Annotated in this window: 24 protein-coding genes; 14 read left to right on the top strand and 10 right to left on the bottom strand. The window is 69.2% G+C overall.

Going from position 1 to position 26,874, the window contains the following annotated elements; all coding sequences use genetic code 11:
• Positions 1 to 48 precede the first annotated feature (48 nt).
• Entirely contained in the window at positions 49 to 981 is a 933-nt protein-coding gene (locus DM194_RS20435; protein WP_111069408.1) for a response regulator transcription factor, read from the bottom strand.
• Entirely contained in the window at positions 978 to 4,439 is a 3,462-nt protein-coding gene (locus DM194_RS20440; protein ID WP_111069409.1) for a hybrid sensor histidine kinase/response regulator, read from the bottom strand. The genes DM194_RS20435 and DM194_RS20440 overlap by 4 nt, the downstream gene beginning before the upstream one ends.
• A 149-nt stretch (positions 4,440 to 4,588) precedes the next feature.
• Here DM194_RS20440 and DM194_RS20445 point away from each other — a divergent pair, with 149 nt between their 5' ends.
• Both DM194_RS20445 and DM194_RS20450 read left to right on the top strand, forming a co-directional pair.
• Entirely contained in the window at positions 4,589 to 4,963 is a 375-nt protein-coding gene (locus DM194_RS20445; RefSeq protein WP_111069410.1) for a DUF1636 domain-containing protein, read from the top strand.
• 128 nt (positions 4,964 to 5,091) lie between these two features.
• The gene (locus DM194_RS20450; RefSeq protein ID WP_111069411.1) at positions 5,092 to 5,349 is read left to right on the top strand and encodes a hypothetical protein; all 258 of its coding nucleotides are present in this window, start codon (positions 5,092 to 5,094) and stop codon (positions 5,347 to 5,349) included.
• 11 nt (positions 5,350 to 5,360) lie between these two features.
• Here the strand turns inward: DM194_RS20450 and DM194_RS20455 are convergent, their stop codons facing one another.
• From DM194_RS20455 to DM194_RS20465, 3 genes are all read right to left on the bottom strand, one after another.
• Positions 5,361 to 6,665, bottom strand: coding sequence for a hemolysin family protein (locus DM194_RS20455; RefSeq protein ID WP_111069412.1), 1,305 nt, complete (start codon positions 6,663 to 6,665; stop codon positions 5,361 to 5,363).
• 26 nt (positions 6,666 to 6,691) lie between these two features.
• The gene (locus DM194_RS20460) at positions 6,692 to 7,318 is read right to left on the bottom strand and encodes an exopolysaccharide biosynthesis protein (protein WP_246024538.1); all 627 of its coding nucleotides are present in this window, start codon (positions 7,316 to 7,318) and stop codon (positions 6,692 to 6,694) included.
• A 262-nt stretch (positions 7,319 to 7,580) separates the two neighbouring features.
• Positions 7,581 to 8,015, bottom strand: coding sequence for a response regulator (locus DM194_RS20465; protein ID WP_111069732.1), 435 nt, complete (start codon positions 8,013 to 8,015; stop codon positions 7,581 to 7,583).
• A 202-nt stretch (positions 8,016 to 8,217) separates the two neighbouring features.
• On the opposite strand from DM194_RS20465, the gene DM194_RS20470 reads away from it, so the two are divergent.
• Both DM194_RS20470 and DM194_RS20475 read left to right on the top strand, forming a co-directional pair.
• Positions 8,218 to 10,359 carry an ATP-binding protein gene (locus DM194_RS20470; RefSeq protein ID WP_111069414.1) on the top strand — a complete coding sequence of 714 codons (2,142 nt, stop codon included), beginning with the start codon at positions 8,218 to 8,220 and terminating at the stop codon, positions 10,357 to 10,359.
• Between the two features lie 97 nt (positions 10,360 to 10,456).
• Complete coding sequence (locus DM194_RS20475) at positions 10,457 to 11,065, top strand: transcriptional regulator (RefSeq protein ID WP_111069415.1); 609 nt, start codon at positions 10,457 to 10,459, stop codon at positions 11,063 to 11,065.
• Positions 11,066 to 11,125: 60 nt separating this feature from the next.
• Here DM194_RS20475 and DM194_RS20480 read toward each other — a convergent pair whose 3' ends face one another.
• Positions 11,126 to 11,638: a helix-turn-helix domain-containing protein gene (locus tag DM194_RS20480; RefSeq protein WP_111069416.1), complete on the bottom strand. Its 513-nt coding sequence runs from the start codon at positions 11,636 to 11,638 to the stop codon at positions 11,126 to 11,128.
• Positions 11,639 to 12,243: 605 nt separating this feature from the next.
• Between DM194_RS20480 and fliF the strand changes: the two genes are divergently transcribed.
• From fliF to DM194_RS20530, 10 genes are read left to right on the top strand one after another with little or no spacing between them, the layout of a single operon-like run.
• The gene (fliF, locus tag DM194_RS20485; protein WP_111069417.1) at positions 12,244 to 13,905 is read left to right on the top strand and encodes a flagellar basal-body MS-ring/collar protein FliF; all 1,662 of its coding nucleotides are present in this window, start codon (positions 12,244 to 12,246) and stop codon (positions 13,903 to 13,905) included.
• Positions 13,906 to 13,955: 50 nt separating this feature from the next.
• Complete coding sequence (locus DM194_RS20490) at positions 13,956 to 14,732, top strand: FliH/SctL family protein (RefSeq protein WP_111069418.1); 777 nt, start codon at positions 13,956 to 13,958, stop codon at positions 14,730 to 14,732.
• 33 nt (positions 14,733 to 14,765) lie between these two features.
• On the top strand, positions 14,766 to 15,083 hold the full coding sequence (fliN, locus tag DM194_RS20495) for a flagellar motor switch protein FliN (protein ID WP_111069733.1): 318 nt from the start codon (positions 14,766 to 14,768) through the stop codon (positions 15,081 to 15,083).
• Positions 15,083 to 15,979: a motility protein A gene (locus tag DM194_RS20500; protein WP_111069419.1), complete on the top strand. Its 897-nt coding sequence runs from the start codon at positions 15,083 to 15,085 to the stop codon at positions 15,977 to 15,979. The genes fliN and DM194_RS20500 overlap by 1 nt, the downstream gene beginning before the upstream one ends.
• A 4-nt stretch (positions 15,980 to 15,983) precedes the next feature.
• The gene (locus tag DM194_RS20505; RefSeq protein ID WP_111069420.1) at positions 15,984 to 17,543 is read left to right on the top strand and encodes a sigma-54-dependent transcriptional regulator; all 1,560 of its coding nucleotides are present in this window, start codon (positions 15,984 to 15,986) and stop codon (positions 17,541 to 17,543) included.
• Positions 17,544 to 17,583: 40 nt separating this feature from the next.
• Complete coding sequence (gene flhA / locus DM194_RS20510) at positions 17,584 to 19,758, top strand: flagellar biosynthesis protein FlhA (protein ID WP_111069421.1); 2,175 nt, start codon at positions 17,584 to 17,586, stop codon at positions 19,756 to 19,758.
• 46 nt (positions 19,759 to 19,804) lie between these two features.
• Positions 19,805 to 21,070: a flagellar biosynthesis protein FlhF gene (locus tag DM194_RS20515; RefSeq protein WP_111069422.1), complete on the top strand. Its 1,266-nt coding sequence runs from the start codon at positions 19,805 to 19,807 to the stop codon at positions 21,068 to 21,070.
• On the top strand, positions 21,067 to 21,864 hold the full coding sequence (locus DM194_RS20520; protein WP_111069423.1) for a MinD/ParA family protein: 798 nt from the start codon (positions 21,067 to 21,069) through the stop codon (positions 21,862 to 21,864). The genes DM194_RS20515 and DM194_RS20520 overlap by 4 nt, the downstream gene beginning before the upstream one ends.
• Before the next feature lie 8 nt (positions 21,865 to 21,872).
• On the top strand, positions 21,873 to 23,759 hold the full coding sequence (locus DM194_RS20525; protein WP_111069424.1) for a hypothetical protein: 1,887 nt from the start codon (positions 21,873 to 21,875) through the stop codon (positions 23,757 to 23,759).
• A gap of 30 nt (positions 23,760 to 23,789) precedes the next feature.
• Complete coding sequence (locus tag DM194_RS20530) at positions 23,790 to 24,143, top strand: hypothetical protein (protein WP_111069425.1); 354 nt, start codon at positions 23,790 to 23,792, stop codon at positions 24,141 to 24,143.
• A 10-nt stretch (positions 24,144 to 24,153) separates the two neighbouring features.
• On the opposite strand, the gene mnhG is transcribed toward DM194_RS20530, so the two are convergent.
• The 4 genes from mnhG to DM194_RS20550 are packed head-to-tail and all read right to left on the bottom strand — an operon-like array spanning position 24,154 to position 26,874.
• The gene (gene mnhG / locus DM194_RS20535) at positions 24,154 to 24,504 is read right to left on the bottom strand and encodes a monovalent cation/H(+) antiporter subunit G (protein WP_111069426.1); all 351 of its coding nucleotides are present in this window, start codon (positions 24,502 to 24,504) and stop codon (positions 24,154 to 24,156) included.
• Complete coding sequence (locus DM194_RS20540; protein WP_111069427.1) at positions 24,501 to 24,782, bottom strand: K+/H+ antiporter subunit F; 282 nt, start codon at positions 24,780 to 24,782, stop codon at positions 24,501 to 24,503. Before DM194_RS20540 ends, mnhG begins: the two co-directional genes overlap by 4 nt.
• Positions 24,779 to 25,267, bottom strand: coding sequence for a Na+/H+ antiporter subunit E (locus DM194_RS20545; RefSeq protein WP_111069428.1), 489 nt, complete (start codon positions 25,265 to 25,267; stop codon positions 24,779 to 24,781). Before DM194_RS20545 ends, DM194_RS20540 begins: the two co-directional genes overlap by 4 nt.
• An 8-nt stretch (positions 25,268 to 25,275) precedes the next feature.
• The gene (locus tag DM194_RS20550; RefSeq protein WP_111069734.1) at positions 25,276 to 26,874 is read right to left on the bottom strand and encodes a monovalent cation/H+ antiporter subunit D; all 1,599 of its coding nucleotides are present in this window, start codon (positions 26,872 to 26,874) and stop codon (positions 25,276 to 25,278) included.

Consider the following 26,874-nt stretch of genomic DNA (forward strand, 5'->3'; position numbering starts at 1 on the left):
ACCGGTTTCCAAATGCGATTATCCAGCCTTGGGAGAGAGGGGAGCCGCTCACCCCCGCGCCGCCAGAGTCCGGATCGCCAGCGCCGCGGCGGAGGCGCGGTTCTCCACGCCCAGCTTGGCGAAGACCTGCTCCAGATGCTTGTTCACCGTGCGCGGGCTGATGCCCAGGATCTCGCCGATGTCGCGGTTGGGCTTGCCGTTGGCGATCCACAGCAGGACCTCGGCCTCGCGCGCGGTCAGGCCCAGCGCGTCGCGCAGGATCGCCTCCTGGCGGCCGGCGGCGGGCTCGCTCAGGCGGAACAGGTATTCGTCCGGGTTGGCCGGGCTGAGATAGGTGAATTCCAGCCGGCGCACCCCCTCGCCGTCCGGCAGGTCGAGCGCGAAGCTCTCCGCCGCGCCGCCGGGGCCGGCCGCCTGCCGCAGACGGACCAGGCCGGCTGCCAGCGTCCCGGCCGAAGCCGGGCGCACGCCGTCCGGGCCGGGCAGCAGCCCGCCCAGCAGACGTTCCGCCTGGGGGGTGCACCACAGCAGCCGCCCCTCCCCGTCGGTCGCCAGCAGGAAGCGGCCGGTGGCGTCCAGCGCCGCGCGGGCGCCGTAGGCGACGCGGGCATTGGTCAGGTGGACGCGGATGCGCGCGATCAGCTCGTCCACCACGATGGGCTTGGTGACGTAATCGACGCCGCCGGCCTCCAGCCCCTTCACCACATGCTCGGTATCGCTGAGGCCGGTCATGAAGATCACCGGCAGGTGCGACAGGTGGGGGATCTGCTTCAGCCGCCGGCAGGTCTCGAAACCGTCCAGCCCCGGCATGACCGCATCCATCAGGATCAGGTCCGGCGTGATCTGGCCGACCAGTTCCAGCGCGCTTTCGCCGTCCACGGCGACCAGCACTGTCAGGTCGGCCTGTTCGATGGCCTCCGTCAGGAATCCCAGCGTGTCGGGGGTGTCGTCCACCACCAGGATCATGTCGCGGCGCTTCATCCTGTCACGGCCCCGTCCACTGCCTCTCCCTTCGGTCCCTCGTCACCGCCTTCGGCGGCCAGTTCCACCGCACGCATGTAGCCCTTCAGGTCAAAGGCGCGCACGAGGATCCGCAGCCGTTCGACGAAGGGCGCCGCAGCGGCGTCCTCGGCCTCGATCTCGCGCAGCTTGGCCTCGATGCCGCGAATGTAGCCGATCCGGCCCAACTGGCGCAGGTCGTCGAGATGACGCAGCGCGGAGTCCGGCGGCCGGGCGGGGGCCGCCGCGACGACGGGCGCCGGCAACGGCTCCGCAGGCTTGACCGCCGCCGGTGCCGGCGCAAGCGGTTCCGGCGGCTTTTCCGCGGCATGGATCCATTCCAGCCCGGTCAGCGCCTGGATGCGGTCGAGCAGGGCGTGAATCTCGATGGGCTTGGCGACGAAGGCGTCGTGCGGCGCCCGGCCGTCGCCCGGCCCCTGCGCCTCGTAGGCGTTGGCGGACACCATGACGATGCGGATGCGGTCGCCGAACTGCCGGCGCAGCCCGTCGGCCACGTCCCAACCGCTCTCCCCCGGCATGGAGATGTCGAGCATGGCGAGGTCCGGCTTGCACTGCGCGGCCAGTTCCAGGCACCCGGCGGCGTCGGACGCGGTGAACAGCACGAAGCCGAGCGGCCGCAGGATGTCGGTCATCAGCGCCAGATGGTCGCGGTCGTCGTCGGCCAGCAGGATGGTGATCTGCGGCCCGGCATAGCCGGTGACGGCGCGGCGCTCCGCCTGTTCGCCCGGCCGGTGCATCGCCGCCGACAGCAGCAGGCGGACGGTGAAGACGCTGCCCTCCCCCGGCTTGCTGCGCACGGCGATGTCGCCGCCCATGATCCGGGTCAGCACCCGCGTGATGGTGAGGCCGAGCCCGGTTCCGGCCACCGCCCGGACCGCCGCGCCGCGCCCTCGCTCGAACGGTTCGAAGACGCGGTCGAGATCCTCCTCCCGGATGCCGATGCCGCTGTCGGCGATCTCGAACTCGGCGATCTGGCTGCGGTAGCGGACGGTCAGGGCGACATGGCCGGTCTCGGTGTATTTCACCGCGTTGGACAGCAGGTTGATCAGGATCTGCCGCAGGATCTTGCTGTCGGTGTGGACCCAGGACGGCAGGTGCGGCACGCGGGCATAGCGGAACTCCAGCCCCTTGGCGGTCGCCTGGATGCGGAACATGTCGGCCAGCTGGTCGAGGAAGTCGATCAGCTGCACCTTGTCGCGGCTGAGCCGGCGCAGGCCCGACTCGATCTTGGAGATGTCCAGCAGCCCGTCGATCAGGTTCGACAGATGTTCGGCGCTGCGGCGGATGACGCGCACGGCGTCCTGCGGGCGCTGGGTGCTGTTGCTCTCCAGAAGCTGGGCATAGCCGGAGATGGCGTTCAGCGGCGCGCGGATCTCGTGGCTGACGCCGATGATGTAGCGGCTCTTGGCGGCGTTGGCGGCCTCGGCCACCTCCTTGGCCTTCTGCAAGGCCGCGTCGGTGCGTTCATGGGCGGCGATCTCGTCCATCAGCATGGCGGTCTGGCGGGCGGTCTCCTCCTCCGCCTTGCGGCGGCTTTCATGGGCAAGCACCAGCAGCCAGGCGGCGACGCCGGACAGGATGAACAGGCAGACGAAGACGGTGAACAGCGCGGTGTGGATCGCCGCCCGCTCCGCCGCTTCGGCGTTGACGTACTGGAAATCGATGACGATCAGCACCCCGCCCAGCACCAGCGAGAACAGCGTCATCACCCCGATGAAATGGCCGGTGCGGGTGTGGACCCCGGCCGCCAGGCGTTTGGGCAGGATCCGTTGCAGGCTGTGGGCGATCTGTTCGGCGAAGCGGCTGTCCTTCTTGCACAGATCGTGGCAGCGCGCCTCCAGCGTGCAGCAGAGCGAGCAGATCGGCGCGTCGTAGGCCGGGCAGAAGGCCATGTCCGGCCGTTCGAAGTGGTTTTCGCAGATCGAGCAGCGGACGGTCGCGGCGTCGCCGGGGAGATTGTCGGACTTGCGGGCGATGTAGTAGCGGCCCCTGGTTCTCCAGGCGATCAGCGGGGCGGCGGTGAAGGCGACCACCAGCCCGATGAAGGGGGCCAGCGCCTGGGCCACCGGCCCCAGAAGCCCGAAGAAGGCGGTGGTGGAGCACAGCACCGACAGCCCCATCGCCCCGGTGCCGACCGGGTTGATGTCGTAGAGGTGGGCGCGCTTGAACTCGATCCCCGGCGGGCTGAACCGGAGAGGCTTGTTGATGGCGAGATCGGCGGCGACCGCTCCCAGCCAGCCCACCGCGACATTGGCGTAGAGGCCGAGGATGCTCTCGATCACGCCGAGGATGCCGATCTCCATCAGCAGCAGGGCGAGCAGCACGTTGAACACCAGCCAGACGACGCGGCCGGGGTGGCTGCGGGTCAGGCGGGAGAAGAAGTTCGACCAGGCGATGGAGCCGGCATAGGCATTGGTGACGTTGATCTTCATCTGGCAGACCACGACGAAGATGCCGGTCAGCGCCAGCGCCGCGGCGGGCGAGCCGAACACGTCGAGGAAGGCCATGTGATACATGCTGTTGGGCTGCACCGCGTCCCCGGCCGGCATGCCGTGCTTCAGCGCCAGGAAGGCCAGCAGCGAGCCAGCCGCCAGCTTCAGGCTGCCGATCAGCACCCAGCCCGGTCCGCCGGCCAGCATCGCCCCCCACCAGCGCAGCTTGCCGATGCGGGCCTGGGAGGGCAGGAAGCGCAGGTAGTCGACCTGCTCGCCGATCTGCGGCAGCAGCGACAGCAGGACGGAGGCCGCCATGCCGAAGGGCAGCAGCGACAAGCCGCCGTCGGGAGCATAGACGCCGGGCAGCGACGTCCACTGCGCCAGCGTTTCGCTGTCGAGCAGGAAGAAATAGGCCAGCGGCACGCATTGCAGCAGGATCCACACCGGCTGCGTCGCCCATTGCATGCGGCTGATGAAGCGGATGCCGTAGACGGCGATGGGGATCACCGCCAGCGAACTGATGACATGGGCGAGCGAGGCCGGGATGCCCAGAACCATGGTCAGCCCGGCCGACATGATGCTGGCCTCGATGGAGAACAGCAGGAAGGTGAAGGAGGCGTAGACCAGCGAGGTGATGGTCGAGCCGAGATAGCCGAAGCCGGCCCCGCGGGCCAGCAGGTCGATGTCCACCCCGGCCTTGGCCGCATGATAGGTGATGGGCAGGCCGACCAGGATGCTGAGCACGGCCACCGCCAGGATGGCGGCCATGGCGTTCTCGAAGCCGTAGGCCAGGGTGACGGCGGCGCCGATCGCCTCGCAGGCCAGGAAGGAGATGGCGCCCAGCGCCGTGTTGGCGACGCGCCAGGCGGTCCAGCGCCGCGCCCGCTCCGCCGTGTAGCGGAGCGCATAATCCTCCATGGTCTGGTCGGCGGCGAGCTGGTTGTACTGCCGGCGTTCACGGACGATCCGTTGCCTCGCGCTCATGCCCGTCCGCCGTTTCCGTCCTGGAGGTCCGCCCGACCGCATCGTCGGGAGTTTGCCGTCGGTTGGCAAGCCGCAAGCGCGTTGACAGCGTCCGAAACGGCCTCTAGCTGTCGGTCGGCAAGAACCGCGAATTCTCAGAAAGCCCAAGCATGACCGTCGAGCTTGTCGTCTGCGAAACCTGCCGCCGTCCGGAAGACCCGCCCGACGCCGTCCGTCCGGGGGCGGAGCTGGCGGCGCTGATGGAGCGGGTGCTGGCCGACGCCCCCGATCTGGCCGCGCAGGTGCGGCTGCGGCCGACGCGCTGCCTGATGACCTGCAGCCGCCCTTGCGCCGTCGCCGTGCGCTCCGCCCGGCGGATGAGCTATGTGCTGGCTGATTTCGCCCCGGACGAGGCGACGGCGGAAACGCTCGCCGCCTATCTGCGCGCCTATGCCGCGACCACGGACGGAATCGTTCCGTTTAGGCAATGGCCCCAGGGTGTCAAAGGTCGTTTCGTTTCCCGTCTGCCGCCGCTGGATGAGTGAGGGGCAACAGACAGTACTTAAGTGCTTACCGCCACTTCCGAAGGACGTGTTTGACAGACGAAGGCCGCGCCCCAATTATTGTTTGTCATACCATCCAATCTCCCCCCGCGAGCAAGGAGGAGCGCCCGATGAAGGTCGACCCCGAGGTCCTGAACTGCGCCACCGGCCTGTTGCACATGGCGCGCGAGGCGGAACGCTCCAACGGCTGGGAGGCCGGGGATCTGCTGCGGACCACCCTGCGCCTGCTGGTGGTGGCCGGGGCCGACGGGCATGGCTGGAGCGCGGACGACCTGACGGAAGAGGTGCGCGACCTGGTGCAGGCGGTGCGGACGACGAACGGGGACGAGAATTTGCGGTTCCGCGGCGGCGGCACGGCGGTGCATTGAGGGGTACCCCCTCACCCCTCCGAAATCTCCGGGTTCAGCTGGATCAGCACCTTGTCGATGCGGCGGCCGTCCATGTCGACGACCTCGAAGCGGATGCCGTTCCAGAACAGATGCTCCGCCGCGGTCGGAACATGGCCGAAATGGTCGAGCAGGAAGCCGGCGATGGTGTGGAAATCGCCCTCGCCCTTCATGTTCTTGACGCCGACCAGCGCCTCGACCTCCTCCACCGGGGTCATGCCATCGACCAGCCAGCTGCCGTCCTCGCGCTGGACGGCGGCGGCCTCGCCCTCCTGGTTGCTGTCGGGCAGTTCGCCGGCGATGGCCTCCAGGATGTCGGTCATGGTGACCAGACCCTCGACGCTGCCGTATTCGTCCACCACGATCGCCATGTGGACGCTGGCCTGCTTGAACAGGTCGAGAAGACGGAAGACCGGTGTGCCGTCATGGACGACCAGCGGCTGCACCATCGCCGCCTTCAGGTCGAAGGCGATGCCGTTCAGCGACTGGTCGAGCAGGGCCTTGGCGGCCACCACGCCCTGCAGTTCGTCCACGTCGCCGCGGCAGACCGGGAAGCGGGAATAGCCGCTCTCGCGGATCTCGCGGCCGACCACGTCGGGCTTGTCGTCGATGTCCAGCCAGATCAGGTCGGGGCGCGGGGTCATGATCGACCGCACCGTCCGGTCGGACAGGTGCATCACCCCCTCGATCATCTGGCGTTCCGCCGGTTCGAAGACGCCGCTCTGGGTGCCTTCGGCGATCAGGGTCTTGACCTCCTCCTCCGTCACCGTCTGCTCGCGCGAGGTCGGCAGGCGGAGAAGCTTCAGCACCGCGTCGCTCGACACGCCCAGCAGCCAAACCACCGGGGCGGACAGGCGCGCGATCGTCCGCATCGGCGCGGCCACCAGGGCGGCGATCCGCTCCGACGAGATCAGCGCCACGCGCTTTGGCACCAGTTCGCCGATGATCAGCGAGAAATAGGTGATGGCGGCGACCACCAGCGCGAAGGCGACGGTGTGGCCGTAGGGGGCGATCCACACGACCCGCTCGTTCAGGACGCCGCCCAGCCGATCGGCAAGGGTGGAGCCGCCATAGGCGCCGGCGATGATGCCGGTCAGGCTGATGCCGACCTGCACGGTCGACAGGAAGCGGCTCGGATCCTCCGACAGCTCCAATGCCGCACGGGCGCCGGTGCCGCCCTTCTCCTCGGCCATCTGCTGAAGCCTGCCGCGGCGCGCCGAAACCAGCGCCATCTCCGACATCGCGAAGAAGGCGTTGATCAGAATCAGCAGGACAACGACCAACAATTCCCAAATCATGGCGGTATGCCCAAAAGGGCGCTCCCTCAACCGATCAATTGTTGAGCCACTGCGACCGCCGCCTGCCCGAGACCGAGCAGGATGGCGGCGATGATGGCGATGGAAAGAAGACCGGCGACGAGGCCGGCCGATACGAAAGCTCCGTCGGATTCCATCAGCCCCAGCGCGATCAGCGCGATGGAGAAGGCCGGCGGCTGGTTTCCGAAGACGATGGGAAGGGAGAGGATGCCGGCCAGAACCATCACCGCAAGACCCAGGAATCGCTCGGCGGTGGGACCGGCCAGCACCGGCATGCGGGGGCGCAGATGCCGCTCCAGCCGGTCGGCCCAGGGCTTGGCCCGGCGGATAACGCCCAGGAAGGCCTTGCGGTCGAAGGTGACCGCCAGCATGCGGCGCGGCAGCCAGGGGCCGTACCGGCCCGCCGCCATCTGGGCGCCGATCAGGATCATCGGCACACCGGTGGCGGTCGACAGGCCGGGCACCGGCAGGATATTGGGGATCGACAGGACAAGCAGCAGCGCGCCGAAGGCACGGTCGCCCAGCGCAGCCATCACCTCGCCCAACGAAATACGGTCGGGCGAAGTGGGACCGGAAGAGAATTGCGAGGCGCCGACGGAGGCAGCCTCGTCACCGCGAGCCAGAAAGTCGTCCAACAGGTCTGAAACGCGCGCACAAGCCCGGTCCTCACCAGGGGGACGGGCGTCGCTCGACCTGGGGGACGACCCGGGAGGTCGGTCTTTGCTCACGGCTCTCCCCGATGCCGGAAACGGGATCGGAGCGGACCGGGCGAAGGATGGCAGGAACCCATGGACCTTTCGCGTCGCGGCGGCATTGATCTCCCTGTCTACAGGAAGGGCGGCCAAAGCGCCAGCGCCGGTTGGCCTGTGCAAAGGGTGGCCCTTCCGCACGAACGGCCTATTGCATTTTCCGGATGGCGAAGCTCAGCCGCTTGGTCAGGTCGGCTCTCGACACCGGCTTCACCAGATAGCCGGAGATGCCGTAGGCGATGGCGCGCTTGACCACATCCGCCTCGCGATGGCCGGTGAGGACAAGGACCGGCAAATCGGCCAGCGGGTTGCCGGTGGCGGTGCGCAGCGCGTGCAGCAGGTCCAGCCCGCCCATGCGCGGCATCTCCAGGTCGCAGATCGCCGCATCCACGTCCCCGCCGTTCCTGCGCAGGATGTCGAGCGCCTGGATGCCGTCCGCCGCCTCGAACACCGCGCGCACCTTGATGTCGTGCAGCAGGCGCGAAATCAGCTTTCGGGTAAAATCATCGTCCTCGACCAGCAGCACCCCCAGATCGTGGATCGTCCGGATCTGACGAGTGACGCCTCCTGCTTCCACCACCATGACGACCTCCGTTTGCCCCATTTGCCTCCGGCGCTCGTGCCGGCCGCCTCCGATCACAGTTTTTGTAACGCACCGTTGCGCAGTCGTTAACAAAATTGCGTTAGCCAGAGCCTGACCGCACAAACCCTGCCGGCGGAGAATGGCATTCGCCGACGCGAGGCCTTATCCTTGCAGCCCGAACCGCAAAAGGACCTCCCGTCCCGTGACCGCACCGCCCGCCGTTCCCGCCCTGCCCTTCGGCGCCTCGCCCGACGAGGCGATGCTCGCCGCCGTGGTGGAGGCCAGCGGCGCCGGCATCGTGGTGAACGACGCCACGCGCCCCGGACAGCCGATCGTCTATTGCAACCGGGCGTTCCTGGAGATGGTCGGCTATCGGGCGGACGAGGTGATCGGCCGGGACAGCTCGTTCCTGCAGGGGTCGGATACCGATCCGCAGACCGCGGCGGCGATCCGCGCCGCCCTGGCGGAGGCGCGCCCGCTGTCGGTGGAGGTGCTGAACCACCGCAAGGACGGCAGCGCCTTCTGGAACGCGCTGACCCTGCGGCCGGTGCCCGGGCCGGATGGGACGACGCGCTGGATCACCGCGTCCTGTGCCGACGTCACCCGCAGCCACCGGTCCGAACAGGAACTGCGCACCGCCGAAGAGCAGCTGACCCGGCTGGCGGCGGAGACCTTCGCGCTGGCCGAGAAGCTGGACGGCGCGCGGGAGGAGGCGGAGGCCGCCCAGATGGCGGCGGAAAATGCCAGCCGCGCCAAGTCGCGCTTCCTGGCGATGATGAGCCACGAGCTGCGCACGCCGATGACTGCGGTGATCGGCATGGGCGACCTTCTGATGGGAACCGAGCTGTCGGACCAGCAGAAATCCTTCGTGCGGACCCTGCGGTCTTCGGCCGACACGCTGATGACCATCCTGAACGACGTGCTCGACTTCTCCAAGATCGAGGCCGGGCAGCTGATGCTGGAGGAGATCGACTTCTCCCTGCCCCGGCTGGTCGACGACGTGGTCCAGCTTTTCCTGGTGCGCGCGGCGGCAAAGGGGCTGTCCCTGTCCGCCTCCATCGCCGACGACACGCCGCGCCACATCCGCGGCGACCCGACGCGGCTGCGGCAGGTGCTGTTCAACCTGGTGTCCAACGCCATCAAGTTCACCGAACGCGGCGCGATCGAGATCGCGGTGTGGTCGCCCGATCCGCCGCCAGCGCCGCCCGGCGGGCAGGCCGCGGCTGAGGGCGCGACGGCGCCGGTCTCCATGCCGGTCACGCTGCGGTTCGAGGTGGAGGACAGCGGGATCGGCATAACGGCGGAGCAGCGCACGCGGCTGTTCGACGCCTTCGTCCAGGCCGACGCCTCGACCAGCCGCAAATATGGCGGCACCGGACTGGGGCTGGCGATCTGCAAGCGGCTGGTGGAGGCGATGGGTGGCGAGATCACCGTCGCCAGCGTGCCCGGCCGCGGCTCCACCTTCCGCTTCTCGATCAGGACGCGCACGGCGGAAGCCCAGCCGGTCGGCGATTTGGGCAACCGCGGCCTGCCGGGCGCATCGGCGGAGGAGCTGCCGCAGAGCCCCGTCGCCCTGCGGCTTCTGCTGGCCGAGGACAACGACATCAACCGCATGCTGATCACCGCCATGATGACCCGCATCGGCCACCGCATCGACGCGGTCAACGATGGGCGGGCGGTGCTGGACGCGGTCAAGGCGGCCGATTACGACGTGCTGATCCTCGACATGGAGATGCCGGTGCTGGACGGGCGGTCGACCGCGCGGGCGATCCGGCGCATGGACGGCGCGGTGGCGCGCATCCCCATCGTCGGCCTGTCCGCCGATGCCCTGCCTGAACACCGGGACGGCCACATGGCCGCCGGGCTCGACGCCTATCTGACCAAACCCATCGACTGGGAGCATCTGAACGCCGTGCTGGTGGATCTGGCGACCCGGCCGGAGGACGGGCGGGTGGTGCCGATCCCCTGCCGCCCGGCGCTGGAGGGCGGCCACTTCATGGCCCTGCCGCTCGTCGACCGGGTGAAGCTGGCGGAACTGCGGCTGGCGCTGGGCGGCGAGGCGCTGGACGGCATGCTGCAGCTCCTGCCGGAAACGGCGCTGCGCGAACTGACGGCCATCCGCTCCGCCCTTCAGGCCGGACGCCCGAAGGAACTGAAGCAGGCCGCCCACACCCTGTCCGGGCTGGCGGCCAATTTCGGCGCGCCGCGCATGGCCGCGATCGCCCGCGCCATCAACGACAACCCGGACGACACCGACAAGGTCGCCGCCCTGCTCCCGCTGCTGGAGACCACCGTCAGCGCCACCAGCAGCCTGGTGCGCGAACCGGCGGGCAGCGACGATTGATATCATCGCGGATGAGTCGGTCCTTACCCTCGCCGGTATGACAAGCATGCGGACGCGCGGTTGAGCGGCGGACGGCCGATCTGCTAGAGATCCGGGGATGAAGAAAGCCACGCCGAAACGGCGCAGCGGGTCGCCCCGCGTCACCCATCCGGACCAGTTCGATCTGCTCGACGTGCCCGAGCCGACCGCGGTCATGATCACCTATTCGGGCCGCACGGTGGACTTGGAGCGGCCGGATTTCGGCCCGTTCGACATCGAGGACATCGCCCGGCCGCTGGCCTACCAGTGCCGCTTCGTCGGCAACACCCAGCGCTTCTTCAGCGTCGCACAGCACTGCGTCCTGGCCAGTCGGCTGGCGCCGGAGGGCTATGCCTATGACGCGCTGATGCATGACTGCGAGGAGGCCTTCACCGGCGACTGGCCGACGCCATGGAAGGTGCGGATCGGCCGCGACGCCATCCGGCAGGCGGTGGAACCGATCAAGAGCGCGCTCGCCCTGCGCTTCGGCTTCCGCCACCCGGAGCCGAAGGCGGTCAAGCTGGCCGACCAGCGGGCGCTCGCGACGGAACTGCGCGACCTCTGCGCGCCGCACCGCGTCAACTGGCGCGACCTGCCGGCCCCGGACGAGGCCGCCATCGTGCCGCTCGGCCCGGAAGAGGCGCTGGCCGACTTCCTCGAACATTACCGGCGGCTGCGGCCGGCCTGAAGCCCCAGCCTCAAGCCATGGCCCCACGGAACTCGCAGTCCTGGGGCCGGGGACGCGGGTTCAAGCGTGGCCGCCCTGCTCCGCCCGGCGGGCACGGCCGCGCTTGGGGGGAGGCGCCGCGCCGGCGCCGGCGCCGTCCGTCTGCTGCTCGGCACAGCGTTCCGCCAGTTCGCGGATGGCGGCGCGGATCTGCGGGTCGCGGATGCTCTGGAAATAGCGGGCGAGCATCAGCGCCTCGCGCGACTGCAGGGTGTTCTCCTGCTCCTCGCCGCCGGCCGCTCCGCCCGCCGCCGGCGTCTCGGCGCCCTCGCCCGCCGGCTGGCGGTTCTCCAGGCCCTCGAAGAAGACGGAGACGGGAACGCGGAAGAACTGGCTGAGCTTGAACAGGCGGCTGGAGGAGACGCGGTTGAAGCCGCGCTCGTACTTCTGCAACTGCTGGAAGGTCAGACCGAGGGCGGAGGCCACGTCGCTCTGGCTGAGGCCGGCCAGCATGCGCAGCTCGCGCAGGCGCTGACCGACGAACACATCGACCTCGTTCAGGCCTTCCTTCTTTTCGCGGCCACGCCGTTTCATGGCATTCCCCTTCGATCCTGTACAGGTCCAGGCCGCCGAACCGTGTCGACGCCCGCCGGCACACCGGTTGGCCCTTCGCACCGGACCCCGGCGCGAAAGGCGTCGAGGCTGGAAAGACGTCGGCGGGCAAGACGAATCGGCCGGTTGCGGGCATGGAATGCAACTCAGCTATGACCGGCACCCGCCAATGTCAACCACCGCTCGGCCGATTACCTCTTATGTACAGCAATACTTTCGCGTCGATCGTTCGATAGTTCACTCTCTTACACTTATTTCGTGTCGGGAATGGTATTCTCCTACCCTGGGTCGTGCCACCTGCGGCACCGCTCAAGCCGGAGCGATGACGCGATGCAAATCCGGTGCGGCAATGTGACTCAGGGTTGCCATTCGGAACCGTCGCAGGACTGCAACATTTGCGGGACACTAGGCATATTTTGCCGGGCGCCCGGCAAAAACTGCCGCCAGTTAACCCTCTCTTCATCAAGACCCCGCAGCATGCCCCGACGTAGGCAAGCCCGGCGCGGAACTTGCAAAAAACCGTTTCGCATCAGCGAAGCGGCCGATGCCAAGAGCAAGCCGGCAAGACTTCCGATCGGGGACCGCGCGTGAACAACCTGCTGCAGACCTTGCGCAATCTCGGGCCCGCCCGCCTCGCGGCGATCGGCGGCGTCGGGCTGCTGCTGATCGGATTCTTCGTCTACCTGACGACCCGCCTGTCCTCGCCGGAGATGGAGCTGCTCTACGCCGAGCTCCAGCAGACGGAAGCCGCGGCCATCGCCAAGAAGCTGGAGGAGGCGAAGGTCCCCTTCACCGTCGACAAGACGGGAACCAAGATCATGGTCCCGGCCGATCAGGTCGGGCCGATGCGCATGCGCATGGCGGCCCAGGGCCTGCCGTCCGGCGGGTCGGTGGGTTACGAGCTGTTCGACAAGGGCGAAGGCTTCGGCGCCACCAGCTTCATGCAGAACATAAACCACCTGCGCGCGCTGGAAGGCGAGATGGCACGCACGGTGCAGACCCTGAACGGCGTGCAGAACGCCCGCGTCCATCTGGTGCTGCCCAAGCGCGAGCTGTTCGCCCGCCAGCAGAACCCGGCCACCGCCAGCGTCTTCCTGAAGCTGCGCCCCGGCGCGCAGCTGAGCCGCGAGAACATCCAGGCGATCCAGCAGCTGATCGCCGCCTCGGTCCCCAACCTCGACCCCAACCGCATCTCCATCGTCGACGACAAGGGCAGTCTTCTGGCCCGCGGCACCGGCAGCGACACCGCCGAGGCGATGTTGGCGAGCGCGGAGGAGAAGAAGCAGGCCTATGAGGGCCGGCTTGCCCGCACCATCGAGGATCTGCTGGGCCGGACGCTGGGCTACGGCAAGGTCCGGGCGGAGGTGTCGGCCGACCTCGACTTCGACCGCATCACGACGCAGTCGGAGATCTTCGATCCGGAAAGCCAGGTCGTCCGCTCCACCCAGACGGTGACCGAATCGAACGAGAGCAGCGACCGCGACCCGCTGGCCCCGGTCACGGTGGACCAGAACCTGCCGACCTCGCAGGCCAGCAGCAGCGCCAGCCCGCTGTCGTCGAACAAATCGAACCGCAACGAAGAGACGATCAACTACGAGATCACCAAGACCACCAAGTCGCATGTGCGCGAGGCCGGCACCGTCCGCCGCCTGTCGGTCGCCGTGCTGGTGGACGGCACCTACCAGACCTCCAGGGACGCGCCGCCGGCCTACCAGCCGCGCAGCGAGCAGGAGATCGAGAGCATCAAGGCGCTGGTGCGGTCCGCCGTGGGGCTGGACGCCGTGCGCGGCGACTCGCTGGAGGTGATCAACATGCGCTTCTGGTCGCCCGAGGACGACGTCCAGAAGCCGGAAGAGCTGTTCATGGGCATGACCAAGGACGACCTGTTCCGCATCGCGGAGATGGTGGTCCTGGGCATCGTCGCCGTCCTGATCATCCTGCTGGTCATCCGCCCCCTGATCTCCCGCGCCTTCGAGAAGGCCGAGATGCAGGAGGAGGACGAGATGGACCGCCTGCTGACCGATCAGGCCGGCATGCCGGCCGCGCTCGCCGCCCCCACCGGCGCGCTTGCCCAGGATCTGGCGCTGGAAGCGGCGCAGGCCGACGAGGAGTTGGAACAGATGATCGACATCAACCGGGTGGAAGGCCGCGTCCGCGCGTCGTCCCTGCGCAAGGTCGGCGAGATCGTCGACAAGCACCCGGAAGAGGCGGTCTCCATCCTGCGCAACTGGCTGTATCAGGAGAGCTGAGCCATGCCGGCCTCCGTTACCATACCGTCTTTCGGGGGAGTGCCGCGGCGATGAGCGTGCGCAAATTCCTCTTCGACGAGTCGTTCGATGTGGACGCCGTGCCCCGCATGACCCATGTGGAGGACGATGACCTGCTACCGGAGGACGAGCTGTCGGCCCAAACGGAGCCCGAACCGGAACCGGAGTTGCCGCCCGCCCCGACCTTCGGCGAGGAGGAACTGGCCGCCGCCCGCGCCCAGGGCTACGAGGAGGGCCTTGCCGCCGGCAAGTCGGAGGGCACGGCCGCCGGATACGGCAAGGGTTTCACCGACGGCATGGCCGCCGGTCAGAACACCGGGTACGAGCGCGGCAAGGCGGAGATCGAGGCGACGGTGAACAACCGCATCGCCACCGCTCTCTCCCAGATCGCCGACGGGGTGTCCCGCCTGCTGGCGGAGCATGAGACGGGCAACGCCATGCGCTCCGAACAGCCGGTCCATCTGGCGCTGGCCATCGTCCGCAAGCTGTTGCCGGAATGGGCGCGGCGCGGCGGGATGGCCGAGGTGGAGGCGATGGTCCGCAACTGCCTGACCGACCTGATCGACGAGCCTCGGCTGGTCATCCGGGTGGCGGAGGACACGATGGGGCTGGTGCGCGAGCATCTGGACCGCACCGTCGGGGCGAGCGGCTTCGGCGCCAAGCTGATGGTGATCGGCGACCCGTCGATCGCGCCCGGCGGCTGCCGCATCGAATGGGCCGAAGGCGGCATGGAGCGGGACACCGCCCAGCTGCTTGCCGAGATCGAGCGCCGTGCCGCGCACATGCTGGAGGCTCCGGCCCCCGTCTAAGGGGTGACCGGATTGAAGGAGGCCGAGACCGACATGCCGAGCGACAATTTCTCGCTGAACGACCTGCACGGTGGCGATGGCGACGACTACGCCAGCCCCGGAATCGCCAAGGATCTGGAGGCGGTGTACGACATCCCCGTCCAGATCTCCGCGGTGCTGGGCAAGTCGACAATGCAGGTGGCGCAGCTGCTGAAGCTGGGCCGCGGCGCCGTGGTGGAGCTGGACCGCAAGGTCGGCGAGGCCATCGACATCTACGTCAACAACCGCCTGGTCGCCCGCGGCGAGGTGGTGGTGGTGGAAGACCGGCTTGGCGTGACCATGACGGAAATCATCAAGTCGGACCGGGGCTGATGGCGATTCCGTCCGACAGCGCCGCATCCCGCGCCAAGACGGCCCAGCCGCAGCCGGCGGCAGCCGCAGCCGCCTCGGGGCGGGGCGTGCGGCTGCGCGGCGGGCTGGACGTGGCGACCCTGGTCGGGCTTGCCGCGGCTGCGGGGGTGATCCTGCTGGCGATCACCACCGGCGGCTCGGCGCGCGCCTTCCTCGACCCGCCGTCGCTGCTGATCGTGCTGGGCGGGACGCTGGCGGTCACCACCGCCTCCTTCTCGCTGGGCGACGTGGCGGTGGCGTGGCGGAGCGCGGCGGCGGTGCTGGTCCACCAGACGCTGGATCCCAAGGGCGTGGCGCGGCAGGTGATCCTGCTGGCCGAGGCCGCCCGCCGGGCCGGGCCGGAGACCCTGCGCAACGTCCTGCCGGAACTGCGCGGAGAGCCCTTCCTGCACCGCAGCGTGACCCTGATCACCGAAGGACATCCGCCCGACACCATCGAGCAGATGCTGACCGGCGAGGTCGAGGCGACCGTTGGCGCCCAGGGCAAGAGCGCCGGCGTGCTGCGCCGCGCCTCGGAAGTGGCGCCGGCCATGGGCCTGATCGGCACGCTGGTCGGCCTCGTGCAGATGCTGGGCAGCCTGAGCGACCCGTCGGCCATCGGGCCGGCGATGGCCCTGGCCCTGCTGACGACCTTCTACGGGGCCGTGCTCGGCAACGTCGTCCTTTCTCCGCTCGCCGCCAAGGTGGAGCGGTCGGCGGAGGAGGACGCGCTGGTCAAGACCCTCTACACCATCGGCGCCGTATCCATCGCGCGCCAGGAGAATCCGCGGCGTCTGGAGATGCTCCTGAACGCCGTCCTGCCGCCTGGAAAGCGGATCCAGTATTTCGACCGGGAAGCCCCGAGAGTGGGAGCGTAAGGCTATGCGTCTGCTGATCGTTGGAACGTTGGAAGGCTACATCACCGCGGCCGGCAAGATCGCGATGAAGCGCGGGGCCAAGGTGTCGCACACCGACAGCATCGAAGGGGCGCTGAACGCCCTGCGGGCCGCCGCCGGTGCCGATCTGGTGATGATCGACGTCAAGCTGGACATCGCGACCTTCATCGACAGCCTGAAGTCGGAGCGGATCACCATCCCGGTGGTCGCCTGCGGCATCGGCACCGATGCGGCCGCCGCCGTGCGCGCCATCCGCGCCGGCGCCAAGGAATACCTGCCGCTGCCGCCCAACGCCGAGCTGATCGCCGCGGTGCTGGAGGCGGTGGCGGAGGAAAGCCATTCCATCGTCTGCAGCGACCCGGCCATGCTGGCGACCCTGCGGCTGGCCGAGCAGGTGGCCCCCAGCGACGCCTCGGTGATGATCACCGGCGAGAGCGGCACCGGCAAGGAGCTGATGGCCCGCTTCATCCACCGCAAGAGCCGGCGGGCCAACGAGCCCTTCGTCGCGGTGAACTGCGCCGCCATCCCGGAAAACCTGCTGGAATCGGAGCTGTTCGGGCACGAGAAGGGCGCCTTCACCGGCGCCGTGGCCCGGCGTCTGGGCAAGTTCGAGGAGGCCAACAACGGCACCCTCCTGCTGGACGAGCTGTCGGAGATGCATCCGCGCCTGCAGGCCAAGCTTCTGCGCGCCATCCAGGAGAAGGAGATCGACCGCATCGGCTCCAGCCAGCCGGTGAAGGTCAATGTCCGCCTGATCGCCACCTCCAACCGCAACCTGGAGGCGGAGGTCCGCTCCGGCAACTTCCGCGAGGATCTGTATTTCCGCCTGAACGTGTTCAGCGTGGCGATCCCGAGCTTGCGCGAACGCCCGGCCGACATCCCGATGATCGCCGAGCATTTCCTGAGGAAATACGCGGAGGCCAACGGTCTGGGCGAGAAGCGCCTGACCGAGGACGCCCTGCTGATGCTGAAGACCCACCACTGGCGCGGCAACGTGCGCGAGCTGGAAAACACCATGCACCGCGCCGTCCTGCTGTCGCGCGGCGAGGAGGTCGGGCCGGAAGCCATCATGCTGACCAGCAAGATGCTGGCGCCGGAAGGCAGCGCCCAGGCCTCCATCCCCGCCGACTCGCCGGTCGCCAACCCGTTCGCCGGCCCCGGCGGCACGGTGCCGGCCGCCCAGCCGCATGCGCCCCAGCCCGCCCCTCCCCTGGTGGTTCCGCCGCCGGGCGCCCTGCCGACCAGCTACGGCCCGCCGAAGGGCGGCAAGTCAGGCCCCTACGGCATGGCCGCCAACAGCGGCGCCGCCGCCGCGGCCAATGCCGGCGGGACCGGCGCCGGTCTGGCGGCGCTGATCGGCCGCACGGTGGCCGACGTGGAACGCGACCTGATCCTGGAGACGCTGACCCACTGCCTGGGCAACCGCACCCATGCCGCCAACATCCTGGGCATCTCGATCCGCACGCTGCGCAACAAGCTGAAGCAGTACGGCGACGAAGGCCGCAACGTGCCCGCGCCGGGCAACGACGAACGGGCGACGGCCTGAGGGCCGGTCCGGAACCGGGCCCTGAGCGGCGGGAGCATCCATGGCGCTGACGGAACAGAATAGCGGCGGCGGCCCGGGCGGCGGCGGTCCCGGCAACATGGCCGCCTTCGGCGAGATGTGGGCGGTCGTCAAAGCGTCGCTGAAGCGCGGCGACGTGGCGATGGCCATCGGCATCCTGATCGTCGTGGTCGGTCTGATCATGCCGCTGCCCGCCGTCATGCTCGACATGATGCTGGGGCTGAACATCACCATCTCCATCCTGATCCTGATGGTGGTGCTGTTCATCGAAAAGCCGCTGGAGCTGTCGTCCTACCCGACGATCCTGCTGATCACGACGCTTCTGCGCCTGTCGCTGAACATGGCCTCCACCCGCCTGATCCTGACGGAAGGGCATGAGGGCACGTCGGCCGCCGGCCATGTCATCGAGGCCTTCGCCAATCTGGTGATGGGCGGCGATTTCGTCATCGGCGTGATCATCTACGCCATCCTGACGATCGTGAACTTCAAGGTCATCACCGCCGGTTCGGGCCGCATCGCCGAAGTGGCGGCGCGCTTCACCCTCGACGCCATGCCCGGCAAGCAGATGGCCATCGACGCCGACCTGTCGGCCGGCATGATCGACGAAGGCACGGCGCGCGCGCGGCGCAAGGAGCTGGAGGACGAGAGCGCCTTCTTCGGCTCGATGGACGGTGCGTCGAAGTTCGTGAAGGGCGACGCGGTCGCCGGCCTGATGATCATGTTCATCAACATCATCGGCGGCGTCACCATCGCGGTGCTGCGCTACGACATGCCGGTGATGCAGGCGCTGGACACCTTCACCAAGCTGACCATCGGCGACGGCCTCGTCTCCCAGATCCCGGCGCTGGTCATCTCGATCTCCGCGGGCTTCCTGGTGTCGAAGGCCGGCATGGGCGGCTCCACCGACAAGGCTGTGGTCGGACAGCTGACCGGCCACAGCCAGGCGCTGGCTCTGTCGGCCGGCGCCGTCGCCGTGCTGGCCATGCTGCCGGGCATGCCGATCCTGACGCTGGTCCCGGTCATCGCCGTCGTGGGCGCCGCCGCCTGGTACATGCCGCGCCTGCGCGCGAAGAAGGAGGCGGAGGAGGCAGCCGCGGCGGAGGAGGCAGCCACCGGCGCCGGGCCGGGCGGCATGCCCGGTGCAGGTCCGGTACCGGACGAGCCGATCGCCACCGCACTCGCCATCGACCTGATCCGGCTGGAACTGGGCTACGGCCTGTTGTCGCTGATCAACCAGCCGCAGGCGGGAAGCCACCGGCTGACCGACCAGATCAAGGGCCTGCGCCGGCAGATCGCCGGCGAGGTCGGTTTCGTCATGCCGGCGGTCCGCATCCAGGACAACCTGCAGCTTCCGCCCAACACCTACATCATCCGCGTGAAGGAGATCGAGGCCGGGCGCGGCGACATCCGGCCCAACATGCTGCTGGTCATGGACCCCCGCGGCGACGCCATGAGCCTGCCCGGCGAACAGACGGTGGAGCCGACCTTCGGCCTGCCCGCCATCTGGATCGAGCCGGGCTACCGCGAGGAGGCCCTGTTCAAGGGCTACACCGTGGTCGACCCGTCGACCGTGGTCACCACCCACCTGACCGAGCTGATCAAGGACAACATGCAGGAGCTGCTGTCCTTCACCGAGACGCAGAAGCTGCTGGACGAGACCGACAAGGAACACCAGAAGCTCATCGCCGACGTGGTGCCGAATCAGATCACTGTGGGCGGATTGCAACGGGTGTTGCAGAATCTCCTTGCCGAACGCGTCTCGATCCGGGATCTTCCCACCATATTGGAAGGGGTATCCGAAGCGACCAGCCAGACCCGCAGCATCACCCAGATCACCGAGCACGTGCGCTCCCGCCTTGCCCGGCAGATCTGCGACGCGAACACGAACGAGATGGGATTCATCCCGCTCGTCACCCTGTCGCCCGAATGGGAGCAGGCGTTCGCAGAGTCACTGGTGGGCGACGGCGACGACCGGCAGCTGACGATGGCCCCATCCCGCCTGCAGCAGTTCATCACCTCCGTCCGCCAAACCTTCGAGCGACATGCCATGATGGGCGAGAGCCCCGTTCTGTTGACCAGCCCGCTCATCCGGCCGTTCGTCCGCTCCATCGTCGAGCGGTTCCGGCCGGCTACCGTGGTCATGTCCCAGAACGAGATCCACCCGAAGGCCCGCATCAAGACCCTGGGGCAGATCTGACGATGCGCGCCGTTCTCTCCCCCTTGCCTGACGGAAGGCGCTGCCGATGCGGCTGAAGTCCTTCCATGCCAAGACCATGTCCGACGCCATGCGGATGGTGCGCCAGTCGCTGGGCGACGACGCCATCATCGTCGCGACGCGCGAGGAGGAAGGCGGCGGCGTGCGCGTCACGGCGGCGGTGGAAGAGGACGACCTGCCGGCCACCCCCGTTTCCGGCGCTGTGCGCGGCGGCCGGGCCAAGGCCCTGCCGAAACCGGTCGAACCCGAGATCGACGTGGGCGAGGTGGTGGCCGACGCCCTGCAGCGCCACGGCGTCCCCGCCACCCTGGCCGAACAGCTGATCGACGCCGCCTCGGGGCTCGACACCGATGATCCCAGGCTGGCGCTGGGCTCGGCGCTCGATTCCTATTTCACCTTCAACCCGCTGCCGGACGGGCGCACGCAGGTGAAGCCGCTGGCGCTGGTGGGTCCGCCCGGAGCCGGCAAGACGCTGGTCGCGGCCAAGCTGGCCGCCCGCGCCGTCTTCAAGAAGCGCTCGGTCGGCGTCATCACCACCGACACGGTGCGGGCGGGCGGCGTCGACCAGCTGGCGGCCTTCACCCGGCTGATGAAGCTGAAGCTGGCCACGGTGGAGGATCCCGACGCGCTGGCCGGCGCCTTCGAGGTCCTCCGCAAGACCGACCTCGTGCTGGTCGACACCGCCGGCCGCAACCCCTTCGACGCCGAGGACATGCAGGATCTCCGCGCCATGCTGTCCGCCGGGGAGGTGGAGCCGGTGCTGGTCCTGCCCGCCGGTCTGGACGCGCTGGAGGCCGCCGACATGGCGCTGGCCTTCAAGGCGGTCGGCGTGCGGCGCATGCTGGTCACCCGGCTGGACATGGTCCGCCGGCTGGGCAGCCTGCTGTCGATCGCGGCGCGTGCCCGGCTGTCCTTCTGCGACGTCAGCGTGTCGTCCAAGGTGGCGGAGGGGCTGACCGCCCTGAACCCGCTGGCGCTCGCCCGCATGATGATCCCGGCAGAGGAGAAGGCGCCCGCCGCCAAGGAGCCGGCGCCGCGCCGCGCCGCCCGCAGCGCGGATTGGGAAGAGGACGACGACGGCCATCCGGACCAGGAGCCGGACCATACGCCGAGGCGCAAGCCGACCTTCGGGCGCGGCTATGAGCCGGAGGACGACGAGCCGGAGATCGAACCGGCGCCGCCACCCCCGCCGCCACGCCGAGCCGCCGCCGCCAAACCGACGAAGCCCGCAACCGCAAAATCCGCAACCAAGGCAAAAGCCTCCAGTTCCCCCTCGTCGAGGACCCTGCCATGACCGATCCGGTGTTCCCGGCCGCCCTCAAGAACGTTCGCCCGCTGCGCGGCGCCAACGTCATCGCCGTGGCCAGCGGGAAGGGCGGCGTCGGCAAGACGTGGTTCTCCATCACGCTCAGCCACGCTCTGACCAAAGCGGGAATGAACACCCTGCTGTTCGACGGCGACCTCGGCCTCGCCAACGTCGACATCCAGCTGGGATTTTCGCCCAGGAACGATCTGGGCGCCGTCATCAACGGCGAGGTGACGCTGGGCAAGGCGGCGCAGCGCTTCCCCGACACCGGGTTCGACATCATCGCCGGACGCTCGGGATCGGGCACGCTGGCGCAGCTGCCGAGCCAGCGCCTGTCGGGCCTGCGCAACGACCTGCTGGAACTGGCCAAGAGCTATGACAGGGTGGTGATGGACATGGGCGCCGGCGTCGACCGCACGGTGCGCACCCTGTCGGGACCGGCCGGCATCACGCTGGTGGTGACGACGGACGAGCCGACCTCGCTGACCGACGCCTATGCCTTCATCAAGCTGACCCACGCGACCAACCCGTCGGCCGACCTGCGGATCGTCGTGAACATGGCGCAGAGCGTGAAGGACGGCGAACGCACCTACGGCACCATCCTGAAGGCCTGCCAGAACTTCCTGAAATACAAGCCGTCTCTGGCGGGCATCATCCGCCGCGACCTGAAGGTGCGCGACGCCATCCGCAGCCAGACCCCGCTGCTGACCCGTTCGCCGGCCTGCGACGCGGCGCGCGACGTCGAGGCGATCGTGCAGCGGCTGCTGGCCGGCTCCAAGTAACGGAACCGATGGGCGGGGCGCTCCCTCCATCGGTCACCTCCGCTGCCGCCACCGCCGTGGCGGCTCCCGCCACGCCCGCACCCGCTACGGCCGAGGCCACGGTCGTCCGCCTGCCCGAGCGGCTGCCGGAGGTGACCCGCCCGGTGGTGCTGACCGGCACAGTCGCCGGCCAGACGCCGGAAGGCCTGACCCGCGTCCGCACCTCGGCGGGCGAACTGCTGCTCGACAGCAAGACGCAACTGCCGCCCGACAAGCCGGTCACAATCCAGATCACGCCCGGCCAAACCACGCCCGGCACCGGCACACCGTCTTCCACCACGCTAGCCCCCACGACACCGGGAACGATCCCAGCCAAGCCCACCGCGTTGATTTTGCTGCAGGCGCTGGGCAATCCGACTGGAGCGGCGGGCGGAACGGCCGCAGCCACGACGCCGGCGGGCAGCCCGGCGACCGGAAATGCCGCCACTCCCGCCGTCCTGCTGCCGACGACTCCCACACCGACAACGGCGCCCACCCTGCCGCCGCTGCTGCCCGGCACGGTGGTGCCGGCGCTGGTGATCGCCGGAGGATCGGGCGCCAAGCCGATGCCGGCGGCACCGGCCGGCGGCGCCGCACCCCAACCGACAGCCCCCTCCCCGGCCGGCAGCAACCCCGCCGGTCCGGCCAAGCCCGAGGCTGCGGCACCCGCCACGCCATCCATGCCGGCGCCGCCGACGGCCGGAGGCAGCGCGACCTTCGGCACTCCGGTCCAGCTGGGCGGCGATGCGGCGCACCCCGGCGCCGGAGCGCCGGCAACGCCCGACCGGTCTGCCGGCACGGCCGGCGGCACCTCCGCCGAGTTGCCCGAGCTGCCGCGCGGCGCCACGGTGGCGTTGAAGATCCTGACCGTAACCCCGCCTCCGCAACAGCCGCGCCCGCCCGGCGACCCCGAATCCGGCGGACGGACCGGACAGGGCGGCGGCCAGACCGCCAGTCAGCCCGGCAATCAGGCCGGCAGCCAACCTTCTCTGGACGCGGAAGCCCCCACCCTTCCGCCCGACACCCCCGTCCTGCGCGGCACGGTCGCCGGCAGCACGCCGCAGGGTCAGCCGATCCTGGCGACCAAACAGGGCATGCTGGCCCTCAACGTCCCGGCCAGCCTGCCGCCGGGGGCCAAGGTCACGGCGGCGCTCGCCGATCTTGCCCAGGCGACCCAGGCGGCGGCCCCCACCCTGCCCGGCCCGCCGGGGCCGCTCGACGAGCGTGACTGGCCGGCGATGCGGCAGCTGATGGCGACACTGGCGGCGTCCGACCCGGCGCTGGCCAGGTCGATGCTGGCGACCATGCCTCAGCCGAACCGCAAGCTGACCGCGGCGCTGGGCTTCTTCCTGGCGGCGATGCGCGGCGGCGATGCGCGGGGCTGGCTCGGCGACGATGCGTCGTCCGCGCTCGACAAGGCCGGGCGGCGCGACCTGCTGGAGCGGCTGGACAAGGATTTCGAGGGGCTGCGCCGCGAGGCCGCGGAAGCGCTGCCGGGCGACTGGCGCAGCTACACCATCCCGCTGATGGATTCCACGGGCCCGAAGCCGATCAAGCTGCATGTCCATCCCCTGAAGGAGGACGAGGAGGGCGACGGCAGGCCGCGCGGCAAGCCCGGCAGCCGCTTCCTCATCGACCTGGACCTCAGCCGCTTCGGGCCGATGCAGCTGGACGGTCTGGTGCGGCCGAACCATTTCGATCTGATCCTGCGCAGCCACGCCGCCCTGCCGCCGGAACTGCGGGTGGAACTGATCCAGGTCTTCGCCGACAGCGTGCGGGCGGTGGGCTACAGCGGCGGGTTGTCCTTCCAGTCGGGCGCCCGCAGCTGGGTGAAGCTGACCCGCGCCGGGCAGGCCGGGCTTGGGGTTTCGGCATGAGGGGAGGTTCGGCGTGAAGGGAGACGTTTCATGAGGCGAGAGCGCCTGAGCACCCGCCCCTCCCCCGACACCCGCCACGACTATCTGGTGGAACTGCGCGGCGAGCCGATGGCCGGCACGCGCCTGACCCTGCGGCTGGTGCCGGACCGGCTGGTGCCGGACCCGGCCTCCGTCGCCGCCTATCTGGCGGAACTCGCCGGCTTCGCGGATGGGCTGGAGGCCTTGGCGCTCGCCATCCTGGATGACCTCAACAACGAGCTGGTGCCTCGCTGGGTCGAGGTGGTGCTGGAGCGCGACGCGCCCCTGCCCCACCATGTGGTGATCGAGGACCGTCAGCCGAACTGGGACAATCCGCAATTGATGGGACGGCTGCGGCGGATTTGAGGGAGCCCGGTCAATCCGAAAGCGGCGGCGGCACCTCGTCGCTTCCCTCCGTGCGGTCGCGGTAGAGCGCGGCGCGGGCCAGCAGCATCAGGGTAATCGGCGTGGTGACCACCATCAGGGCGGTGATCAGCACCTCGTGGATGATCGCCCGCGATTCCAGGACGGAGAAGAACAGCATCGAGGCCAGCAGGATGCAGCCGATCCCCAGCGTCGCCCCCAATGTCGGAGCGTGGACCCGCTGGTAGAAGCTGTCGAAGCGCAGCAGGCCCACCGTCCCGATCAGCGTCAGGGCGGCGCCGGTCAGCAGCAGCACTGCGGTCAGAATTGCCGCCCAGGCGGGAATTTCGGCCAGATGGGTCATTCGATCACCTCCCCGCGCATCAGGAACTTCGCCAGCGCCGCCGTCGAGACAAATCCCAGCAGGGCGATGATCAGCGCCGCTTCGAAATACAGGATGCTGCCGGTGCGGATGCCGAAGGTCAGCAGCAGCATGGTCGCCGTGACATAGAGGGTGTCCATCCCCAGCACGCGGTCCTGCGCCCGCGGCCCGCGCAGCACCCGGAAGGTCGCGAAGGCCATGGCCACCACCAGCATGATCTGGGTCAGAAAGATCGTTCCCATCAGAAACTTGACGATCATTCGAACAGCTCCATCAACCGTGTCTCGTACCGCCCCTTGATGGTGTCGATCCACACCTGCTCGTCCACGAGATCGAGGATGTGGAGGAGGATCGTGTTCCGCCTCCGGTCATAGGCGACCCACACCGTGCCCGGCGTGGCGGTGACGATGCAGGCCAGCGTCGCCAGCCCGTAGGGCGCCCGGAGTTCGAGCGGGATGCGCACGAAGCCCGACACCCGCCCGCCCTTGCCGGGCCGCAGGATGATCCAGGCGACGGCGATGTTGGAACGGACGATATCCTCCAGCACCAGCCCCAGGAGCGACACGGCGGCCCACGGCCGGCGGAACCGTCCGGCCGGAAGGTCGAGCGTCTTCAGCGTCGCGGCGGTCGCAACCGACAGGACGGCGCCGAGGATGATCGTGCCCGGAGCCACGCTTTCGTTCAGCAACAGCCAGACCCCCAGCAGGGTCGCGGTCATCATGGGGTAGGGAAGCCATTTGCTCATCGCCGCTCTCATTGGGAGCCTCCCGTCGTTCCGGGTATGCGGGCAACGGCCTTCACGGCGCCGGTGTAGTCTCGCGTGGCGTGCAGCGACTTCGCTGTGTCCTCCATGTAGCGCATCGCCGGCTCGGCCTGGACGGTCAGCGCCACATTCAGGGAGAGCAGAAGCAGGACCGGCGCGATCTCCGCCACCCGCACGCGCGGCGCCTCTTGGGAGGAGGCCCAGAAGGCATCGATGCCTGCACGCGTCATCGCCACCACCGTCGCCAGCCCGGACAGGACCAGCGCCGCCATCAGAACCCAGGTGGTGACCGGCACCTCCGGGCTGGCGGCCAGCAGCGGCGACAGGATGGCGAACTTGGCGAGGAATCCCGACAGCGGCGGCAGGCCGGCGAGCAGGAGCGCGCTGGACATGAAGCCGATGCCGAGGATCGCCATCGTCGCCGGGATGGCGACGCCGGCCCCGCCATCGTCGGAGTCCTCGTCATCGCCCTCGCCATACGCCTCGCGCGTCACCGCCAGCACGTCGGCGCCGACGGCGCGGCCGCGCTCCACCAGTTCCACCACCAGGAAGAAGCCGGCGACGGCCAGGACCGAACTGCTGAGATAGTACAGGGCGCCGCCGGTCACCGACAGCTGCCCGGTGCCGATGGCGGCCAGCAGGGTGCCGGACGAGACCAGCACGCTGGCCCCGGCCAGCCGCGCCATGTTCTGCGTCGCCAGCACGGCGATCGACCCGAAGCCGATGGTCGCCAGCCCGCCGACCAGCAGGACGGTGCCGCCGAAGTCGGAGGAGGCGCCGGCCGCGTCGCCGAACACCAGCAGCCACAGCCGCAGCACGGCATAGACGCCGACCTTGCTGAGGATGGAGACGATGGCCGCCGACGCCGCGCCCAGGGTGGAGTAGGTGTTGGGCAGCCAGAAGCCCAGCGGCCACATCCCCGCCTTGATCAGGAAGGCGACGCCGAGAATGGCCGCCCCCGCCTCCAGCATCCCGCGGTCCTCCGCCGCCATCCCGGCGACGCGGCTGCCCAGATCGGCCATGTTGAGGGTGCCGGAGATGCCGTAGATCATGCTGACGCCGATCAGGAACAGCAGCGACGCCGCCAGATTGATGGCGATGTAGTGCAGCCCCGCCCGCACCCGCGCGATGCCCGAGCCGTGCAGCGCCAGACCGTAGGAGGCGGCCAGCATGATCTCGAAGAAGACGAACAGGTTGAACAGGTCGCCGGTCAGGAAGGCCCCGTTCAGCCCCATCAGCTGGAACTGGAACAGCGAATGGAAATGCGCGCCCGCCTTCTGCCAGCGCGGCAGCGAGAACAGCAGGGCGGCCACCCCCAGGATGCCGGTCAGCACCAGCATCAGCGCGGCGAAGCGGTCCAGAACCAGCACGATGCCGAAATTGGCTGGCCAGTCGCCCAGCCGGTAGACGCGGACGCCGGCCGCGCCCTGGTCAGCGACCGTCATCGCCAGGACGGCCAGCCCCAGCAGGGTGAGCGCCGACGCCATGCCGATCACGGCCTTCAGCGTGCGCTGCCGCTCGTCGATCAGCATCATCACCGCACCCGCCAGCATGGGCAGGATGATGGGGGCGATGGTCAGGTGATCCAT

The sequence above is a fragment of the Azospirillum ramasamyi genome (genome assembly GCF_003233655.1).
GTDB classification, from domain to species: Bacteria; Pseudomonadota; Alphaproteobacteria; order Azospirillales; family Azospirillaceae; genus Azospirillum; species Azospirillum ramasamyi.

Coding starts and splice junctions, on each gene's coding strand:
- DM194_RS20505 (WP_111069420.1), top strand. CDS start 15,984: ATGCGTCTGCTGATCGTTGGAACGTTGGAAGGCTACATCACCGCGGCC.
- mnhG (WP_111069426.1), bottom strand. CDS start 24,504: ATGACCCATCTGGCCGAAATTCCCGCCTGGGCGGCAATTCTGACCGCA.
- DM194_RS20520 (WP_111069423.1), top strand. CDS start 21,067: ATGACCGATCCGGTGTTCCCGGCCGCCCTCAAGAACGTTCGCCCGCTG.
- DM194_RS20440 (WP_111069409.1), bottom strand. CDS start 4,439: ATGAGCGCGAGGCAACGGATCGTCCGTGAACGCCGGCAGTACAACCAG.
- DM194_RS20490 (WP_111069418.1), top strand. CDS start 13,956: ATGAGCGTGCGCAAATTCCTCTTCGACGAGTCGTTCGATGTGGACGCC.
- DM194_RS20500 (WP_111069419.1), top strand. CDS start 15,083: ATGGCGATTCCGTCCGACAGCGCCGCATCCCGCGCCAAGACGGCCCAG.
- fliN (WP_111069733.1), top strand. CDS start 14,766: ATGCCGAGCGACAATTTCTCGCTGAACGACCTGCACGGTGGCGATGGC.
- DM194_RS20530 (WP_111069425.1), top strand. CDS start 23,790: ATGAGGCGAGAGCGCCTGAGCACCCGCCCCTCCCCCGACACCCGCCAC.
- DM194_RS20450 (WP_111069411.1), top strand. CDS start 5,092: ATGAAGGTCGACCCCGAGGTCCTGAACTGCGCCACCGGCCTGTTGCAC.
- DM194_RS20435 (WP_111069408.1), bottom strand. CDS start 981: ATGAAGCGCCGCGACATGATCCTGGTGGTGGACGACACCCCCGACACG.
- flhA (WP_111069421.1), top strand. CDS start 17,584: ATGGCGCTGACGGAACAGAATAGCGGCGGCGGCCCGGGCGGCGGCGGT.
- DM194_RS20545 (WP_111069428.1), bottom strand. CDS start 25,267: ATGAGCAAATGGCTTCCCTACCCCATGATGACCGCGACCCTGCTGGGG.
- DM194_RS20525 (WP_111069424.1), top strand. CDS start 21,873: ATGGGCGGGGCGCTCCCTCCATCGGTCACCTCCGCTGCCGCCACCGCC.
- DM194_RS20445 (WP_111069410.1), top strand. CDS start 4,589: ATGACCGTCGAGCTTGTCGTCTGCGAAACCTGCCGCCGTCCGGAAGAC.
- DM194_RS20480 (WP_111069416.1), bottom strand. CDS start 11,638: ATGAAACGGCGTGGCCGCGAAAAGAAGGAAGGCCTGAACGAGGTCGAT.
- DM194_RS20465 (WP_111069732.1), bottom strand. CDS start 8,015: ATGGTGGTGGAAGCAGGAGGCGTCACTCGTCAGATCCGGACGATCCAC.
- DM194_RS20475 (WP_111069415.1), top strand. CDS start 10,457: ATGAAGAAAGCCACGCCGAAACGGCGCAGCGGGTCGCCCCGCGTCACC.
- DM194_RS20540 (WP_111069427.1), bottom strand. CDS start 24,782: ATGATCGTCAAGTTTCTGATGGGAACGATCTTTCTGACCCAGATCATG.
- DM194_RS20515 (WP_111069422.1), top strand. CDS start 19,805: ATGCGGCTGAAGTCCTTCCATGCCAAGACCATGTCCGACGCCATGCGG.
- DM194_RS20550 (WP_111069734.1), bottom strand. CDS start 26,874: ATGGATCACCTGACCATCGCCCCCATCATCCTGCCCATGCTGGCGGGT.
- DM194_RS20455 (WP_111069412.1), bottom strand. CDS start 6,665: ATGATTTGGGAATTGTTGGTCGTTGTCCTGCTGATTCTGATCAACGCC.